Annotated in this window: 11 protein-coding genes; 3 read left to right on the top strand and 8 right to left on the bottom strand. The window is 69.5% G+C overall.

Annotation, left to right across the window (positions count from 1 at the left end):
• Positions 1 to 4: 4 nt before the first annotated feature.
• Positions 5 to 955, bottom strand: coding sequence for a D-alanyl-D-alanine carboxypeptidase family protein (locus NC595_RS07405; RefSeq protein ID WP_253565740.1), 951 nt, complete (start codon positions 953 to 955; stop codon positions 5 to 7).
• A 366-nt stretch (positions 956 to 1,321) separates the two neighbouring features.
• Between NC595_RS07405 and NC595_RS07400 the strand changes: the two genes are divergently transcribed.
• Genes NC595_RS07400 through NC595_RS07390 form a run of 3 tightly spaced genes read left to right on the top strand, consistent with a single transcriptional unit; the run spans position 1,322 to position 7,141 of the window.
• Complete coding sequence (locus NC595_RS07400) at positions 1,322 to 2,866, top strand: efflux transporter outer membrane subunit (RefSeq protein WP_253565739.1); 1,545 nt, start codon at positions 1,322 to 1,324, stop codon at positions 2,864 to 2,866.
• Complete coding sequence (locus tag NC595_RS07395) at positions 2,856 to 4,019, top strand: efflux RND transporter periplasmic adaptor subunit (RefSeq protein WP_253565738.1); 1,164 nt, start codon at positions 2,856 to 2,858, stop codon at positions 4,017 to 4,019. The genes NC595_RS07400 and NC595_RS07395 overlap by 11 nt, the downstream gene beginning before the upstream one ends.
• Positions 4,016 to 7,141: an efflux RND transporter permease subunit gene (locus NC595_RS07390; protein ID WP_253565737.1), complete on the top strand. Its 3,126-nt coding sequence runs from the start codon at positions 4,016 to 4,018 to the stop codon at positions 7,139 to 7,141. Before NC595_RS07395 ends, NC595_RS07390 begins: the two co-directional genes overlap by 4 nt.
• 111 nt (positions 7,142 to 7,252) lie before the next feature.
• Here the strand turns inward: NC595_RS07390 and NC595_RS07385 are convergent, their stop codons facing one another.
• From NC595_RS07385 to NC595_RS07355, 7 genes are all read right to left on the bottom strand, one after another.
• The gene (locus NC595_RS07385) at positions 7,253 to 7,876 is read right to left on the bottom strand and encodes a TIGR00645 family protein (protein ID WP_253565736.1); all 624 of its coding nucleotides are present in this window, start codon (positions 7,874 to 7,876) and stop codon (positions 7,253 to 7,255) included.
• Positions 7,877 to 7,982: 106 nt separating this feature from the next.
• The gene (locus NC595_RS07380) at positions 7,983 to 9,350 is read right to left on the bottom strand and encodes a sensor histidine kinase (protein WP_253565735.1); all 1,368 of its coding nucleotides are present in this window, start codon (positions 9,348 to 9,350) and stop codon (positions 7,983 to 7,985) included.
• Positions 9,337 to 10,740: a sigma-54-dependent transcriptional regulator gene (locus tag NC595_RS07375; protein ID WP_253565734.1), complete on the bottom strand. Its 1,404-nt coding sequence runs from the start codon at positions 10,738 to 10,740 to the stop codon at positions 9,337 to 9,339. The genes NC595_RS07380 and NC595_RS07375 overlap by 14 nt, the downstream gene beginning before the upstream one ends.
• 28 nt (positions 10,741 to 10,768) lie before the next feature.
• Positions 10,769 to 13,189: an ADOP family duplicated permease gene (locus NC595_RS07370; RefSeq protein WP_256489009.1), complete on the bottom strand. Its 2,421-nt coding sequence runs from the start codon at positions 13,187 to 13,189 to the stop codon at positions 10,769 to 10,771.
• 2 nt (positions 13,190 to 13,191) lie between these two features.
• Entirely contained in the window at positions 13,192 to 15,648 is a 2,457-nt protein-coding gene (locus NC595_RS07365) for an ABC transporter permease (RefSeq protein ID WP_253565732.1), read from the bottom strand.
• 44 nt (positions 15,649 to 15,692) lie between these two features.
• Positions 15,693 to 18,143 (bottom strand): ABC transporter permease, encoded by a 2,451-nt coding sequence (locus NC595_RS07360; RefSeq protein ID WP_253565731.1) that lies wholly within the window; start codon positions 18,141 to 18,143, stop codon positions 15,693 to 15,695.
• A complete protein-coding gene (locus NC595_RS07355) occupies positions 18,140 to 18,904 on the bottom strand; it encodes an ABC transporter ATP-binding protein (protein ID WP_253565730.1) in 765 nt (254 codons plus the stop codon). The genes NC595_RS07360 and NC595_RS07355 overlap by 4 nt, the downstream gene beginning before the upstream one ends.
• Between the last annotated feature and the right edge of the window lie 55 nt (positions 18,905 to 18,959).

Raw genomic sequence — 18,959 nt, 5'->3', positions numbered from 1 at the left:
GCGCTCAGCGGGTCGGCGCGAGTTGGGCCTTGATCGGCTCGGCGACGGGCGGCCTGTCCACCTGGAGCGGCGGCGGCCGCAGCGTCTCCGCTTCGGCCGTGCCGATCGGCGAGAGTGCATTGAGCACGCGATGGGCCAGCCCATGGCGCTGCGGATGCGGTGCCGAGGCGAACACAGCCGCTTCCCGCGCGCGATCGGCGAAGCCGCGGTCGAGCAGCTCGGCCATGCGGTGGTCGCGGGCGCGCCAGGTGTCTCCGCCGAGCACCACGCCGAACAGGCGGTGGCCGTTGCGCACCGCTGTCGAGGCCAGGTTGTAGCCGGCGGCATTGGTGTAGCCGGTCTTCAGTCCGTCCATCCCCGCATAATGTGCCATCAGGTGGTTGTGGCCACGGACCAGGCGCCCGCGGAAGCGGAACTGGGTCGTCGCGAACAGCTTGGCGCGGGCGGGAAAATCCCGGTACAGCGCCATCGCCAACCGGCTCATGTCGCGTGCGGTGGTGGTCTCGTCGCCACCCGGCAAGCCGGAGGCGTTGGTGAAGTGGGTGTGGCTCATGCCCAGCAGCAGGGCCTGCGCGTTCATCGCGTCGACGAAACGGGCCTCCGAGCCCTTGCCGAGCCGCTCGGCAACCACGGTGGCCGCATCGTTGGCGGACTTGGTGATCATGCCGAGGATCGCGTCGTGCACGGTGATCGTCTGCCCTGCGCGCAGACCCAGTTTGGTCGGCTCCATCCCCGCTGCGTGGGCCGAGACGTGCATCTTCTCGGTCATCTTCAGCCGACCGTCGCGCAGCGCCTCGAAGGCCAGGTACATCGTCATCATCTTGGTCAGCGAGGCGGGCGCATGCGGATCGTCCGCATGATGCTCGCTGAGCACCAGCCCGGTGGTGCCGTCGATGATCACCGAGGTTTCCTCGGCGTGCGCCACGCCAGTCGCGGCAAGCAAGAGAAGAGCCATGGCGGCCAGACGAGCCGGCCAGCTGGGGCGTGGGGAGGCGGACGAACGGAGGACGGACATGCAGGCGATGCTCGATGAACTGGAGCGAACCGTAACGTGAAGATGGGATCAAATCTACAGGTCGCTGCTCAGAACACGTCTCTAAATGATTGTTTAACATCTGATTGTGACGTGACACGTGACGATCTCCGGAGCCCGGCCCGCAGCCGACTGCCCGCCCGGCAGCCGGGTCTCGACACTGGTTCGCCAACCCATTGAGCGACGTAGGATTTTGCGATATGGGGCATGACTTCTGGCAGGTCTTTCCAGCCAACCTTGTTACGTTATAGCGTCTCGTGTTTCCGACATGCCAGGCGACGCTCCCGGATGCTCTCTCCACGGCTTCACGCGCACTGCGCCCGCCCATCTCGGTTCGTCTGGCGCAGGGCCGGCCAGCTGCTGATCGCGACCACGGTCCTTGGCGGATGCGCGGTCGGGCCGGACTTCAAACCGCCCGCGGCACCCGCCACCAAGAGCTATCTCCAGCAGGCGCCCGCCGCGACGAGCGGCCAGCCGGGCATTGCAGAAGGCGCAACGCAGCGCTTCCACGAGGGCGGATCGATCCGGGCCGACTGGTGGACGCTGTTCCACTCCGCGCCGCTGGACCGGCTGGTGCGCCAGGCGCTGGCCAGAAATCACGACCTGAAGGCCGCGCAGGCGGCGTTGACCGTGGCCCATGAGACGACGCTGGCCGGCCGTGGCAGCTATTTCCCGGCGGTGAGCGCGGGGGTCTCGGCCAGCCGCGAGCAGGATCCGCCCGGCGCGCTCGCCCCGGTACCCAGCTCCAACGCCTACCTGTACAACCTGTTCACCCCGCAGGTGAGCGTGTCCTACGTGCCGGACGTGTTCGGGCTGAACCGGCGCACGGTCGAGTCGCTGGCCGCACAGGAGGACGCCGCCCGCTACCAGCTGGTCGCTGCGCGGATCTCGCTGAGCGCCAACGTGGTGAACACCGCGGTGCAGGTCGCTTCGCTGCAGGCGCAGCTCGATGCCACGCAGGACCTGCTCGGGCTCAACCGGCAGATGCTTGAGATCGTCCAGCGCCAGCTTGACAAAGGCTATGCCAGCCGGCTCGACCTGGCCGCGCAGCAGTCGCAGCTTGCCCAGGTCACCGCGACGCTGGCGCCGCTGCGGCTGCAGCTGGCCCAGCAGCAGCATGCGCTGGCGGTGCTCACCGGCCAGTTCCCCGGCGATGCCGATGCAGCGCACTTCACGCTCGACGGTTTCACCCTGCCGACCGAGCTGCCGCTGAGCCTGCCTTCGCAGCTGGTGGCGCAGCGGCCCGACGTACTGCAGGCGCAGGCCAATCTGCATGCGGCGAGCGCGGCGATCGGCGTGGCCGAAGCGGCACGGCTGCCGCAGATCGAGCTGAGCGCCACCGCCGGCAGCACCGCGCTGGCGATCAACCAGGTGTTCCACGCCGGCACCGGCTTCTGGAACATCGGCGCCGCGATCACCGCCCCGCTGTTCCAGGGCGGCGCGCTGCGCCACCAGGAGCGCGCGGCACGCGCCGCCTACGTGGAAGCCGCCGAGCAGTACCGCAGCACGGTGCTGGTCGCCTTCCAGAACGTGGCCGACACCCTGGTCGCGCTGCAGCAGGACGCCGACGGACTGAAGTCCGCGGCGACCGCCGCGGATGCAGCCAAGGTCACCCTCGATCTCTCGCAGCGGCAGTGGAAGGACGGCTACACCGACTACCTCGCCGTGCTCAACGCCGAGCAGGCGTACCAGCAGGCGCGCATGACGCTGGTGCAGGCGCAGGCCGCCCGCCTCGCCGACACCGCCGCGCTGTTCCAGGCACTCGGCGGTGGCTGGTGGCATGCCGAGACCCACACCCCGCCCCCTTCCGACGGGAACACCCATGACCAGTAATCCTCCCCGCCTGGTGCGGATCCACGCCGGCGCCCTGGCACTCGCGCTCGGCGCCGTGGCGCTGGCCGGTTGCTCGGACGGCCGGCACGACGCCACCGACGCCGCCAAGGTCACCGCCCACGACGTCACCCTCACCGCCGCACAGCGCCAGCACATCCACCTGCAGGCGGTGACGATGGGCAGCTTCCACCCGGCCATCGCCACCACGGGCCGGGTGGACTTCGACAACGAGCGCGCCACCAGCGTGATCGCGCCGTTCACCGGCCCGGTCGTGCAGCTGAAGGCCGCGCCCGGCGATCGGGTGACGAAGGGCCAGGTGCTGGCCACCGTGGCTTCGTCCGACTTTGCCGCCGCGATCGGCGGGTATCGCAAGGCGCTGGTTGCCGCGCGCAACGCCCGCCACATCGCCGACATGGACCAGGACCTGCTCGCCCATCACGGCGTGTCGGCACGCGAGGCGGCCCAGGCATCCACCGACGCCACGAGTGCCGAGGCCGATCGCGACGCCGCGCGCCAGGCGCTGCTGGCGATGGGCTTGGACGAAGGATCGATCCGCGCGATCGCGGCCGGGCGCGCCGTACCCGACGCCGGCGGCGCGATCCGCGCACCGATCGCCGGAACCGTGGTGGAACGGCTGATCAGCCCAGGCCAGCTGCTGCAGGCCGGCAGCACCGCCTGCTTCACCGTGGCCGACCTCTCGCACATGTGGGTGATGGCGCAGGTGACGCCCGCCGAAGTGGCCCGCGTGCACCTCGGCGACCCTGCCGAGATCCGTACCGGCGATGGCGGCGAGCCGATCGCCGGCACCGTCACCAGTATCGGCGGCGTGGTCAACCCGGATACCGGGCTGGTCGACGTGCGCGTCAGCGCCGCCAACCCGGGGGACGCGCTGCGCAAGCAGATGTACGTCAACGTGACGCTGAGTGCCAAGGCGGTTGCACAAGGCCTGCTGGTACCGATCTCGGCGATCCTGCGCGACGACGAGAACCTGCCGTTCGTCTACGTTGCGCAGCCCGACGGCAGCTTCGCCCGTCGCCACATCACGCAGGGCCAGCGCACCGGCGACAACGTGGTGGTGGACAAGGGACTGCAGGCCGGCGACAAGGTGGTGGTCGACGGCGCCCTGTTCATGCAGTTCATGCAGAACCAATGAGCACGCCGACGCCCGGGGGCGAGACCCCTTCCCGCACCGCCTCGGTGATGAACCGCATCGTCGGCGCCTCGCTCGGCCAGCGCCTGCTGGTACTGCTGCTCACCCTGATCCTGGTCGGCGCCGGCCTGCATTCGATCGGCCGGCTGCCCGTGGACGCCTATCCCGACCTGTCGCCGCCGATGGTCGAGCTGGTGACACAGTGGCCCGGCCACGCCGCCGAAGAAGTGGAGCGGCTGATCACCGTGCCGGTCGAGCGCGGCATGACCGGCATCCCGCACACCCAGGTCACCCGGTCGATCTCGCTGTACGGTCTGTCGGTGGTGGACATCACCTTCGCCGACGGCACCGACAAGTATTTCGCCCGGCAGGAAGTGTTCAACCGGATGGCCGACCTCGGCCTGCCCGACGGCGTCACGCCCTCGGTGTCGCCGATGTCCTCGCCCTCGGGCCTGATCTACCGCTACGTGCTGCAGAGTCCGGACCGCTCGCCCACCGAGCTGAAGACGATCGAGGACTGGACCGTCGAGCCGGCCTTTCGTGCCGTGCCCGGCGTGGCCGACGACTCCGGCTTCGGCGGCGGCACGCTGCAGTACCAGGTGAAGCTGGACCAGGCGCGGCTGGCCGCGCTCGGCCTCACCGCCACCCAGGTGGAATCGGCGCTGGCGGCGAACAACGCCAATGCCGGCGGCGGCTTCTACACCCAGGGCAGCCAGTTCTATTACATCCGCGGCGAGGGCCGACTGAAGACGCTGGAAGACATCGGCAACGTCGTACTCATGCAGCACAACGGCTCGCCGGTGCTGGTCAAGGATGTCGGCACCGTCACCACCGGCATCGCGCCGCGGCTCGGCGAATTCGGCTACCAGGACCAGAACGACGCGGTCGAGGGCGTGATCTTCCTGCGCACCGGCTCGAAGACCCAGGACGTGCTCAAGCGGGTCGAGGCGAAGACCCGCGAGCTCAACGAGAACGTGCTGCCGAAGGACGTCAAGATCGTCCCGTTCTACGACCGCAGCGAGCTGATCAGCCGCACCACCGACGTGGTCCGCGACAACCTGGTGCGCGGCATGCTGCTGGTGGTCGTGGTGCTGGTGTTCTTCCTGTACGACCTGCGCGCCGGCCTGATCGTCGCCACCACCATCCCGCTGGCGCTGCTGTTCGCCTTCATCTGCCTCGATGCGCAGGGCGCCTCGGCCAACCTGCTGTCGATCGGTGCGATCGACTTCGGCATCCTGGTCGACGCGGCGGTGGTGATGGTGGAGAACATCTACCGCCAGCTGGCCGAACGGAAGGGCGAGGACGTCGGGGTGTTCGAGGTGATCCGCGCCGCGGCGGCCGAGGTCGACCGCCCGCTGTTCTATGCGGTGGCGGTGATCGTGGTCAGCTTCCTGCCGATCTACGTGCTCTCCGGCCCTTCCGGCACGCTGTTCAAGCCAATGGCCGACACCATGATTTTCGCCCTGGTCGGCTCGCTTATCGTGACGCTGACGCTGCTGCCGGTGCTGTGCTCGTGGTTCATGCGCAAGGGCGTGCGCGAGCGTCGCAATCGCGCGTTCGAGGCGGTCAAGTCGGTCTACGTCAAAGGCCTGGACTTCTGCCTGGCCCGCGCCCGTGGCACCGTGCTCGCCTCGGTCGTGGTGCTGGCCGCCTCACTGCTGCTGGTGCCACGCATCGGCGCCGAGTTCATGCCGCACCTGGACGAGGGCGCGCTGTGGGTGCGAGCCACCATGCCGTACACCATCTCGTTCGACGAGGCGGCCAAGGTCACGCCGCAAATCCGCACTATCCTGCGCAGCTTCCCGCAGGTCACCACCGTGTCCAGCGAGCTGGGCCGCCCGGATGACGGCACCGACCACACCGGCTTCTTCAACGCCGAGTTCTACGTCGGCCTGAAGCCGTACTCGCAATGGACCGGTGAGTACCGCACCAAGCCCGAGCTGATCGCGGCGATGAACCGCAAGCTGGCGCAGTTCCCCGGCATCGGCTTCAACTACACCCAGCCGGCCGAGGACGCGGTGGATGAGGCCGAGACGGGCCTGAAGAGCGCGCTGGCGGTGAAGGTGTTCGGGCCGGACCTGGCCACGCTGCAAGCCAAGGGCCTGGCGATCAAGCACGTGCTGGAAAAGGTCCGCGGCATTACCCACGTGACCCTGGTGCAGGAGCTCGGCCAGCCCAGCCTGACCATCGACGTGAACCGTGCGGCGATCGCCCGTTACGGCGTCAACGTGTCGGATGTCAACGACCTGATCCAGACCGCGATCGGCGGCGATGTAGCCACCCAGGTGGTGCAGGGCGAGAAGGAGTTCGATCTGGTCGTGCGGCTGCAGAAACGCTACCGCGACAATCCCGAGGCGATCGGCAACCTGCTGGTGGTGACGCCCGAGGGCAAGCAGATCCCGCTCAAGGCACTGGCGGATATCCGCGTCACCAACGGCGCCTCCTTCATCTATCGGCAGGACAGCTCGCGCTACATCGGCGTGCAGTTCTCGGTGCAGGGACGCGACCTGGCCGGTGCGGTCGGCGATGCGATTGCCCAGGTGAAGAAGCAGGTGGCGCTGCCGCGCGGCTACCACACCGACTGGGGCGGCGAGTACTCCGAGTATGTGGCCTCCAGCGCCCAGCTGCGCGTGATCGTTCCGCTCACGGTGGGCCTGATCTTCCTGCTGCTGTTCACCCTGTACAGCAACTTCAAGTTCCCGTTCATCACCGTGCTCGGCGTCGCGCTGTCGGCACCGGTCGGCGGAATCGTGGCGCTGTGGCTCACCGGCACGCCGTTTTCGGTGTCCTCGGGCATCGGCTTCCTGGCGCTGTTCGGCGTGTCGGTGCAGACCGCAGTGGTCTACATCTCCTATGTCAACGAACTGCGCCTGGGTGGCATGGCGCTGGCGCCGTCGATCCGCGAGGCGGCGATCCTGCGCCTGCGACCGATCATGATGACCGCACTGGTCGCCGCGCTCGGCCTGCTGCCGGCTGCGCTGGCCACCGGCGTGGGCACCGACACCCAGCGGCCGTTCGCGCTGGTGATCGTCAGCGGTCTGTTCACCCGCCTGCTGATCAGCGTGTTCCTGATGCCGGCGCTGTACGCGCTGGTGGCGCGCCCGGACGACCGGCTGGAGGTGTAGCCCCTAGGCCGCATGTGGGAGCCCGCTCGCGGGCGATGCTCTTCGCTCTGATGCCACATTAAATGCAAAAGCATCGCCCGCGAGCGGGCTCCTACAGGGCGTAAACGAGCGTCAGTGAGCGTCGCGCATGCGCGCCACGCCGGCCTGCATGATGCGGTCGGTCCAGGCGATGCCGATCGCCGAGGCGATGAACACCACGTGGATGATCGTCTGCCACATCACGCCCACCGTGGTCAGGGTGGAGCACTTGAGGGTGCTGGCGGTGTTCATGGTGTCGGCCATCGTGGCGAGCACCTCGGGCGAGCAGAACGGCAGGCCTTGCAAGGCGCCGGCAGCGATGAAGGTCTTCAGCAGGTGGATCGAGGAGATGCCGATGATCGCCATCGCCAACTTCACCTTGAGCACCGAGGCGTTGACGTGGCTGAGCCACTCCGGCTGGTCCGGGTGGTCCTCCAGCCCCAGCCGCGAGACGAAGGTCTCGTAACCGCCGACGATCACCATGATCAGCAGGTTGGAGATCATCACCACGTCGATCAGGCCAAGCACGATCAGCATGATCTCCTGCTCGCCCAGATGCGACGCCTCGTGGATCAGGTGCCACAGCTCCTTGCCGAACAGGAACACGTAGACGCACTGGGCGACGATCAGCCCCAGGTACAGCGGCAGCTGCAGCCACCGCGAACTGAAGATGAGGAAGGCCAGCGGGTTGAGGCGAGGGGGAACGGGAGTGGTCATGGAATGCGTTTCCAATGGGGAGCCAGAGCGTACCCGGGAGCGCATCCTCCCGCCACGCATCCGCACCAACGACGGTCACCGTCCACCGCCACAACCGCAACCGGGGTTATGGATGGTCGGCGGGCCGGGGCAGCCAGAGCGTCGCCACGGCACCGCGCGTGTTGGTGCGGGCCAGCAAGCTGACGCCGCCGTCGTGCGCCTCGGCGATCTGCCGTACCAGCGCCAGCCCGATCCCCGAGCCACCCGGCTTGGTGGTGAAGAACGGCACGAACAGGTTGTCGCTGGCCGGCGGGCCCTCGCCCTCGTCCAGTATCTCGATCGAAACCCGCTCGGCCTTCGCCTGCCAGCGAAGGACCACGCCTCCCCGCGTCGGCAGGCTCGCCTCCGCCGCATTGCGCACCAGGTTGATCAGCGCCTGCTCGAGCTGGTCGGGATCAGCCATCAGGTGCAGCGCGGGGCCGGCCTCCAGTGTCACCGGCAAACGCGACTCCAGCCGCGCCACCTTCTCCAGCAACGGCCCCAGCGCCACCTCGCGCCGCTGCGGCGGCGGCAGCCGGGTCAGCCGGCTGTAGCTGGCGAGGAAGCGCGACAGCGCACCGGAGCGATGGCCGATCAGCTCCAGGCCGTTGCGGAAGTCCTCGCGCCAGTCCTCCGGCAGAGGGTCGCGCAACGCCAGCGTGGCCAGCGTGCCGGCCATCGACTGGATCGGCGCCAGCGAATTGTTCACCTCGTGGCCGAGCACGCGCAGCAGGCGCTGCCAGGCCTGGCGCTCCTCCTCGCGCAGCACGCGGCCGACGTCGTTGATCACCAGCAGGCGGCCGCCGCGCCCCTCGGTGCGCAACGGCGCATGGCGGATCTCGAAGCGTCCGCTGCGGCCGGCAAACCGATGATTCAGCAGCTGGCCGGAGGGCTGGTCCAGCAGCGGCTGCAGGCCCAGTTCCTCGGCGCGGCGACCGAACAGCTGGTGCCGGTCGGCCTGCAACAGTTGCTGCGCGGCGGGGTTGAGCAGGCGCAGGCGGGTGTCCTGGTCGAACACCAGCACCGCGTTGTCCAGCGCCGCCAGCGTCTTGCCCAGCAGATAGGACGACTCCTCGAACTGCAGCCGCTCCTGCTGCAGGCGTTCGGCCAGCGCGTTGATGTCGTAGACCAGGTCGTCCAGCGCGCCGCCGACGCGGCCGCGCAGGCTGTAGTCACCCAGCCGCAAGGCGTCGAGCAGGCTGGCGAAGGACTGCAACGGATAGACCAGCCGTCGCCGCTGCCAGCGCACCAGCAAGGCGGTAACGATCACCGCCGCCGCCAGCACCCAGCCATCCGCCTCGCGCCAGCTGCTGCTGCTCCAGGCCATGAACGCCGCCGCCAGCAGCCCCGGCGCGGCGATCAGCGCGCTGCCGCCGAGGATGCGCCGCTCGTAGGCCGGCAGCCGCGACGCGGCGGGACGTGCGGATGTCGCCGGTGACGGCTCAGGCGTCGTCATCGTCGGCGTCCGCCGGATCCCGCAAACCGTGCTTCTCCAGCCGCCGGTACAGCGCCTGGCGGGTGATGCCCAGCGCGTCGGCGGCGCGCAGCAGGTTGCCGTCGAAGCGATCCAGTGCGCGCCGAACCAGCCAGCCCTCGGCCTGCTCCAGGGTCATCTGTTCGAAGCCACCCTCGGCCGACGCCGACTCGGTGCGGCCGAAGGCCAGCGCCGCGGCACCGACCTCGTCATGCTCGGCGAGCAGCGCAGCGCGCTCCATCAGGTGGCCCAGCTCGCGCACATTGCCTGGCCAGGCATAGGCCTGCAGCGCCCGCTCGGCCGACGGCGCGAGCCGCAGGCCATGCCGACCGTAGCGCTGCGCACTGCGGGCCAGCGCGACGCGCGCCAGCGGCACGATGTCATCGCCGCGCTCGCGCAGCGGCGGCAGCACGATCTCCAGCGTGTTGAGCCGGTACAAGAGGTCGCGGCGAAAGCGCCCGGCCGCCACGTCGGCAGCGAGGTCCGCGTTGGTGGCCGAGACCAGCCGCACGTCGGTGCGCTGGGTGCGCGAGGAGCCCAGCCGCTCGAACTCGCCGTCCTCCAGCACGCGCAGCAGCTTCGGCTGCTGCGAGGCCGGCACGTTGCCGACCTCGTCGAGGAACAGCGTGCCGCCGTCGGCCAGCTCGAAGCGGCCGATGCGTTCGCTCTTGGCGTCGGTGAACGCGCCGCGCACGTGGCCGAACATCTCCGACTCGAACACCGTCTCGGCGATGCCGCCCATGTTGACCTTCACGAACGGCTGCGCCGCCCGCGCCGACAGCGCGTGGATGCGCTGCGCGATGACCCCCTTGCCGGTGCCGTTCTCGCCCAGCACCAGCACGTTGGCATCGCTGGGCGCGACCCGCGCCACCAGTGCCATCACCCGCTGCATCGCCGCCGACTCGGCGATGAACTCGGCATCGCCCTCCCCGCGCAGCAGCGCGTTCTCCGCTTCCAGCCGGTGCTGGCGCCGCACGCTGCGCGCCAGCGCCATCTGCGTGCGCAGCACGCCGAGCAGGCGGGCGTTGTCCCACGGCTTCTCGATGAAATCGGCCGCGCCGCGGCGCATCGCCTCCACCGCCAGCGGCACGTTGCCCCAGGCGGTCATCACCACCACCGGCAGTTCCGGATCGAGCTGGCGCAGGCGTTCGAGCAGTCCCATGCCTTCGGCGCCCGAGGTGGTGTCGCGGGTGTAGTTGAGGTCGATCAGGGCGACGTCGAAGCCGCGCCGCCGGGCCTCGTCCAGCGCACCGGCGGGACCGTCCACGCCGGTGCTGGCGATGCCCTCGGACTTCAGCAGCAGGCGCAGCGCCTCGCGCACGTCGGCCTGGTCGTCGGCCAGCAATACCGTCGGATTCGTTTCGCGCGCCACGCTGTCATCCATCCCGCCAGTGTAGTGGTCACTCGTAGCGCAGGGCGACGGCAGGATCGACCCGCAAGGCGCGCAGCAGCGGCACCAGCGCGGCCAGCATCGACACGCCCGCTACCAGCAGGAAAACCGTCACGAACACCGCAGGATCGCGAGCCCGCGTGTGCAAACCCGGGTCTGCCAGCACGTTCGACCACGGCACCGACAGCAGCAGGCCGATCCCCAGCCCGATCCCGAGCTGCCACAGCAGCTGCCGCCCCGCGTCGCGCAGGATCGCGCCATGCCCGGCACCGATCGCGCGACGGATGCCAATCTCTCGCGTGCGCTGCGCCACCGAGAATGCCAGCACGCCGTACAGGCCCGCGCCGGCCAGCAGCAGGGCAACCAGCCCCAGCGCGCCGAACACGCTGGTGAGCACGGTGAGGTACACGCGCCCCTCCGCCACCGCGGCTGCCTGGCTGCGCACGTCGTAGACCGCGGCCTGCGGATCGACCGCGCGCACGGCATCGACCAGTTGTGGCTCGAAACGCCGGGCATCGGCATGCATGCGCAGCGCGACCCCCACGTCATGCAGTGGCCCCTGGCCCACCGACTGGTCCAGGGGCAGCAGCAGCCCGGGCAGCGACCTTTCCAGCAGGCGATCCAGCTGCAGCGACTCGATCACACCGATCACCGTCAGGCGCCGCGCCTGCGTCCGGCCGGGCCAGAGCACCAGCGTGCGACCCAGCGCATCGCCGTGCGGCCACATCGCCGCGGCCATCTTGGCGTCCACCACCGCCACCGGTGCACTGTCCATGCGATCGCGCGCGTCGAAAAAGCGACCCTCGCGCAGGCGTACGCCGTAGGTGGCGAGGAAGTGCGGATCGACGATGCCCATCTGCGCCCGCGGCCAGCCGTCCGTCGGCTCGGGCTGGCCCGGCAGCGAGAACGACTCGTGACTGCCGAGCACCGCACCGGGCACGGTGTCGGACGCCGTAGCGTCGACCACGCCGGCCTGCTGGTGCAGATGCCCGATCACCGCGTCGAAGAAGCGGATGCGCTGGGCATCGCCCGCGTAGGCCGCGGGTGGCAGCAGCACGTCGGCGGTGAGCACCTGCGTGGCGTGCGATGTGCCAGCCGTCGGCTGCGACAGCACGATGTCCACCGCACGCACGAAGGTACCCGCCCCGACCAGCAGCACCACGGTGAGCGCGATCTCCGCCATCACCATGATCTTGGCCATGCGCGCAAAACCGCCGCCCGAACCCTTGGCGCCATCGCGCAGGACATCCTGCAGGTCGGGGCGCGAGGCGCGCCACGCGGGAATCACGCCGGCCAGCACGGTGCTGAACAACGCGGCCAGCACCGCCGCCGCCAGCACGCGGGCGTCGATGCTGAAGTTGTACACGGGCATCCCGTCCGGAGAATGGGCGAAGACGATCGCCATGAACCAGCGGTTGCCCCCGTACACGACGGGCAAGGCCACCGCCAGCGCGGCCAGGCTGAGCAGCAGGCTTTCCACCAGCGCGCCGGTCATCAGACGCACGCGACCACCGCCCAGCGCGCTGCGCAGCGCCAGCTCGTGCCGCCGCTGCAGCGCCTGCACCAGCTGCAGGTTGGCCACGTTGACGCAGGCCAGCAACAACACCAGCACGGCGGCACCGAACATCAGCCACACCCAGTGGCGCATGTCCTCGGGCACGAAACCGTACTTCCAAGGCTTGATCGTGACGCCGCGCATGTGCGTGCCGGCCGGCATGGCCGCCTGCAGCCGCGCGTTCCACGCGTCCAGTTCGGCCCGCGCCTGCCCCAGCTGGATGCCGGGCGCCAGACGTGCCACGCCCCACACGTCACGATGCTCGCCCGGGCGCAGCGTCATCGGCATCCAGACCTGGTTGTCGGTGACCGGCAGGCGGGTCATTCGCGCAGGCACCACACCCACCACTGTGGCCCACGTGCCATCCACGCGGATCGCGCGACCGACGATGTGCGGATCGGCACGGAAACCGTTCCGCCACAGCGTTTCGCCCAGCATCACCACCTTCGGCGCACCGGGCACTTCGTCCGATGGCTGCAGGACGCGGCCCAGCAAGGATTTGATGCCGAGCAGGGACATCATCGATGCGGTCATGCGACTGCCCACGTGATAGGTGGCACCGTGGCCCTGGTCCACGCTCACCCCGGTACCCAGGTAGGCGCCCATCGCGTCGATGCTGCGCATGCCCTCGCGCAGGGCCAGATAGTCCGCGCTGTCGATCGTCTCGATGCCGTTGTCGTGGAACGACGGTTCGCCCACCGCCAGGAGTCGATCCGGCTGCGGCATCGGCAACGGTTCGATGATCAGCGTGTTGACCAGGGAGAACAGGAAAAGCGTCACGCCCAACCCCACCCCCAGCACCGTCATCGACAGCAGTGCATATCCCGGCCGCTTGAGCAGTCGCCGCATGGCCCCACGGAACTCCTGCACGATCATCCTCACTCTCCCCTCAGCGCGCGCATTGGCTGCACGCGCGATGCGCGCAGCGCCGGAAGCAGACAGGCCAGCAGACCGGACAGTGCCAGCACTGCGGCTGCCGCGGCGATCGACCAGGGATCGAACACGCTACGCCCGAGCTGCACCACCACCGCCCGCAGCACGCCGGAACCCAGAAACCCCAACACGAAGCCCGCGAGCAGGCCGAGGACGATCTGCACCAGGCCGGCGCGCAGCACCAGCATCAGCAGCCCTCGTGGCGCCGCGCCGAGCGCGGCGCGCACGCCGAACTCGCGCTCGCGCGCTGCCACCGCAACCGCCATCACCGCATACACACCTACGCCGGCGAGCAACAGCGCCAGGCCGCCAAACAGGCCGACCAGCATCAGGTTGAATTCGGTATCGGTGATCGTGTCGTGCACCACATGGGCCATGCTGTAGACGTGGTCGATCGGCTGGTCGGGCGCCACTTCGGCCACGGCCCGCTGCACGGCATCGCGATAGCTGTCGGGGCCGCCCTGGACCTTCAGCGCGAAGCGCAGCGGCTCGTACATGCGAAACGCGCGCAGGGCGTCGTTGGGCATCTGCGCCAGCGGCAGGTACAGGATCGGCACGACCGAGTCCGGATCCTCCGGCCCGAACTGGTAGGTATCGGCCACCACGCCAACGATGCGCGCCGACCACATGCCCTTGCCTTCGCCCCGCTGGATCGTCTGCCCCAGCGCATGGCCCTGGAAACGCACGTCGGCGAAGCGCTGGTTGACCACGGCCACGTCCTCGCCGCCACGCACATCGCTGGCGGCGAACGGACGCCCCTGTCGCACATGGATGCCGAACACCCGGAAGAACCCCGGGTCGGCCGCGTGGAACTGCGCGCCAAACTGCTCGCCACCCGGCAGATGCAGCCCGCCCATGTTCCATTGCCCGCTGAAGTCGCCCGCAGGCAGATTGGTGCCGGCCGCCGCAAGCTGCACACCGGGGATCTGTTTCAGGCGCTCGACCAGTCGGCTGGACAGTTGCTGTACCGAGGCCGCATCCGGATAGGTCGCCTTGACCGGCGCCAGCTCAAAGGTGAGCACGTGGTCCGGTTTGAAGCCCAGATCCACCCGCGCGCTGGCCAGCAGGCTGTGCAGGAACACGCCCGCCGTGCACAACAGCAGCGAGGCCAGCGCCACCTGGGCCATCACCAGCAACCGACCGAGCAGGCCGCTGCGGCGACTCAGGCCGCTGCGGCCGCCCTCGCGCAGGCTGTCCATCGACAACGCAGCCTGCCCGCGCCACAGCCCCAGCCCGGTCGCGACCAGCGCGCCGAAAAGACCGGTCGCGACGGCGATCGTCCAGGCCATCCCGCCAAGGTTCAGGCCTCCGGGGCGCGTCCACTCCACGGCCATCCAGTCCACCGGCATCCACGTGCGCACGGCGAGCAGGGCCAGCGCCGCCAGCCCCTGACCGACCAGCACACCGACCACACCGATCAGCATGCCCTCGGCGATCGACGGCAAGGCGACCCGCCAGCGGGAGGCACCGAGCGCCCCGCGTACCGAGGCGTCATGACTTCGTCCCATCGCGCGCAGCAGCATCAGGTTGGTGAGGTTGACCAGTGCGAGCAGCAGCAGCAGCGCGGCGCAGGCCACCCACATCAACGAAGTACTGCGCTGCCCGGCATGCTGCGCGGCACTGAAATCCTGGGCACCGAAGTGCACGCGCTGCCAGAAGCTGCCGGCATAGGCCTGTTTCCCCTGCTCGGCGTAGAACGCGTGCAGGCGGGTATTCACTTCGGCCGCCAGTGTCGCAACCGTGGTGCCGGGCGCCAATCGCGCCACCGCGGTGTAGTTGGTGCCGTCGTCGCCCGAATGCGCGGGAAATGCCGTGGGCAGGGCGATCGAGGCCTGGCCCAGATCGAAACCGGCCGGGAGCACGCCGACGATGGCGTGCGGTACGCCCTCCACCGTCAGGGTCTGGCCGATCGCCGAGGGATTGCCGCCGAAACGGCGCAACCAGAAACCGTGGTACAGCATCACCGCAGGCGGGCCGTTGGGCTGGTCTTCCTCAGCGCTGAAGTTGCGGCCCAACGCCGGCTGCACGCCGAGCGTCGGCAGCAGGCCCCGGTCGATCTCCAGCGCCGGAACCTGTTCCGGCCGGCCGTCGCCGGCGATGTTGGACGCTGTCTGGCCATCCTTGAACAGGCCCATCGATGCGATCCCGGGCAGCCCGGCGAGGTGCTGGTACTGCTGCGGCGAGACCGCCTGCACATCGCCCTGTTCGACATGGCCAACCGCGACCAGTTGATGCGGCTGTGGATAAGGCAACGGCTGCAGCAGCACGCCATCGATCAGGGTGAACACGGCGCTGGCCGCGCTAACGCCCAGCGCCAGCACGCCACTGGCCAGCAACACGAAACCCGGCCGGCGCAGGCTGGCCCGCCAGGTACGCCAGATCTCACTCAACCAGACGCTCATGCCGAATTCCTTTCAGAAGATGGAGTCACGGGAGCCCTCGCTACTCAGTCACCGCGCAGCACCGACATCGGCTGGACCCGGCCGGCACGCAGCGCCGGCAGCAGGCAGGCCAGCAGGCCGGACAGGGCGAGCACGACGCATACGCCGAGCGTCGCGACGGGGTCGAAGACGCCGATGCGGCCGATCGAGGACATCGCCACCGCCATCGACAGGCTTGCCAGCAACCGCGATGCGCCCAGCGCGAGACCGACACCGATCACCAGGCCGACAACGACCTGTCCCAGGCCGCCACGCAGCACCAGTCGCGTCATGCGTGAAGGCGAGGCACCCAGCGCCGTGCGCACGCCGAACTCGCGTTCGCGCGCCGCCACCGCGACCGCTATCACCGCGTACATGCCGGCCACCGCCAGCAACAGCGACAGCGCGTCGAACAGGCCGACCATCAGCATGCCCAGACGCGCGTCGGCGGTGGTCTGGCGGACGATGCTGCGCATCGATTCCAGGTGGGCGATCGGCTGACCGGGCGCGACTTCGGCCACCGCCTGCTCCACGCTCGCGCGCCAGTCGGCCGGGCGGCCGTGGACACGCAGGACGAAGCGCAGCGGTTCCAGGCCGAGGAAGATGTCCATCGTGTTGCGCGGCATCTGCGCCAGCGGCAGGTACACCATCGGCTGCCGCGGCTGCAGCGGTCCGCGCTGGTAGGTGTTGGCGACCACACCGACGATGCGCACCGGAAGATCCGGGCCGTGGCTGACTTCGACCATCACGGTCCTGCCGATCGCGTTGCCGTCGTAATAGCGGTCGGCCAGGTCGCGGCTGACCACCGCCACCGGTTCGCTGCCGGCGGTGTCGTCACGACCGAATACCCGCCCCTGTTTCAGGGCGATGGAAAACACCTGGAAGAAGCCGGTGCCCACGCCATGCAATTGCGCCTCGAACTGTTTGCCCTCCGGCGTCTTCATGCCGTTGTTGAACTGGCCGTAGAGCCCGTCGCTGGCCGGCAGGTTGGTGGTCACCGCCGCCCCGGTGACCCCGGGAATGGCGCGCAGGCGTCGCGCCACGCGCTGCGCCAGGGTCTGCACGGCTCCGACATCCGGGTAATGCGCCTTCACCGGCACCAGTTCGAAGGTGAGCAGCTGGTCGCTGGCGAAGCCGAGCTGCACCCGTGAAGCGGCAAGCACGCCATGGGCGATCGCGCCCGCCGAGCACAGCAGGGCCACCGCCAGCGCGACCTGCACCACCACAAGCACGCGCCCGAGACGCCCGCTGCGCGCGCCCATGCCGCTGCGTCCGCCCTCGCGCAGCTCGTCGACGCCGGTCGCACCACGGCTTCGCCACAAGCCGAGCGCGGCGGCCAGCAGGGCACCGAGCAGTCCGACGGCGAACGCCATGATCCACAGCGGAGCCCCCATGTCGATCCGGCCGCCGTGCAGCCACTGGCTGGGGATGAAAGGCAGCAGCAGGCGCAGCCCGGACCATGCCAGCAGCATGCCCAGAGCCGTCCCCACCACTCCGACCAGCAGGCCCTCGGCCGCCGCCGGCAACAGCAACCGCAGCAGCGGTGCGCCCAGCGCGCTGCGCACCGCCACATCGTGGCTGCGCGACAGTGTCCGCAACAGCATCAGGTTGATCAGGTTGACCAGGGCGATCAGCAGGATCAGCACGGCGCTGGCCACGAACAGCATCATCACCGGGCGCTCGCCGCGGTGCAGTGCCGCCTGCAGGGAGGTGGCGCCGAACCAGGGCTGCTTCCAGTTCCCGCCCATGGCCATGTCGCGGTACATCGCGCGCTCGCGTGCATCCGCCTGGGCACCGACCGACGCCAGGCTGACGCCCGCGGCCAGACGCGCGATCGCCAGGTGGCCGTTGTGGTTGTAGTCGCGGCTGGCCGGCGGCAGGGCCAGCGGCAGCACGATGCCGCCGGGATCGGGGAGGCTATCGAACGCCTGCGGCAGCACACCGACGATGGTCGCCGGCCGACCTTCCACCTGCATGGCCTGACCGACGACGCCGGCAGCGGCGCCGTAGTCGCGTTGCCACAGGCCGTAGCTCAGCATCACGACGGCCGGCCCGTTCGGCCGGTCTTCCGACTCGCTGAAGTTGCGCCCGAGCACCGGGCGAATGTCGAGCGCCGCCAGCACGCCGCGGTCGATGTAGGTCACCGGTACCTGCCGCGGCGCACCGGCACCGGCAATGTTGGCGACCGAGCCCGGACGAATCAGGCCCAGCGCTCTTACCCCATGCATGCCGTCGAGGAACTGGTACTCGTGCGGCGAGATGGTGCCGACCTCGCCGCCGAAGATCCGGCCGACCTCCGCGATACGCGATGCCTGCGGAAACGGCAGCGGCCGCAGCAAGGTGGCATCGAGCAACGCGAACACCGCCGCGCTGGCGCCGACGCCCAGCGCCAGCACGCCGCTGGCCAGCAGCAGGAAGCCCGGCCGGCGCAGGCTGGCCCGCCAGGCTCGCCACAGCTCGGCGAGCAAGGGACTCATGCCTGCAGGCCATCGCGCGAGCCGATCAGCGCGTCCAGCCGGGCCTCGTCCTCGCGGCGCAGGCGGTCAAAGGTGTCTTCGTCCACCACGCGGCCGTCGAACAGGCGGATCTTGCGCTGGGCCAGCTCGGCATAGCGGGCGTCATGGGTGACCATGCAGATGGTCGCGCCGCCCTTGTGCAGTTCGTCGAGCAGCGCCATCACCGCCTCGCCGTTGCGCGAGTCGAGGTTGCCGGTGGGTTCGTCGGCGAGCAGGATCGCCGGTTTGCCGACCAGTGCGCGCGCCACCGCCACACGCTGCTGCTGGCCGCCGGAGAGCTGCGCCGGGTGGTGCCGCATGCGATGCGCCATGCCCACGCGCTCCAGTGCCTCGTGCGCGCGCGCGCGCCGCTCGGCAGTACCGATGCCGCCGCGGTAGGTCAGCGGCAGCTCCACGTTTTCCTGCACGGTGAGGTCGCCGATCAGGTTGAACGCCTGGAAGATGAAGCCGATCTCGGCGTTGCGGATGCGCGCCCGCGCGGCGGCATCGAGCTGCGCCACGTCGTGGCCATTGAGCACATAGCTGCCGGCGCTGGCGGTGTCGAGCAGGCCGAGGATCGACAGCAGCGTGGTCTTGCCGCAGCCGGAGGGGCCGGAGATCGACACGTACTCGCCGCGATGCACCGCCAGGTGCACGTCGCTCAGTGCGTGGGTTTCCACCTCGTCGGCCTGGAACACCTTGCGGATGCCGTCGAGGGCGATGACGCTGGACGATGGGTTCATCATGATTCCCGTCTACATGGTTGGTTGTGTGTAGGAGCCCGCTTGCGGGCGATGC

Source organism: Dyella lutea, from assembly GCF_024158035.1.
In the GTDB taxonomy this organism is placed as follows: Bacteria; Pseudomonadota; Gammaproteobacteria; order Xanthomonadales; family Rhodanobacteraceae; genus Dyella_A; species Dyella_A lutea.
This window is presented reverse-complemented; position numbering and strand designations above follow the sequence as displayed.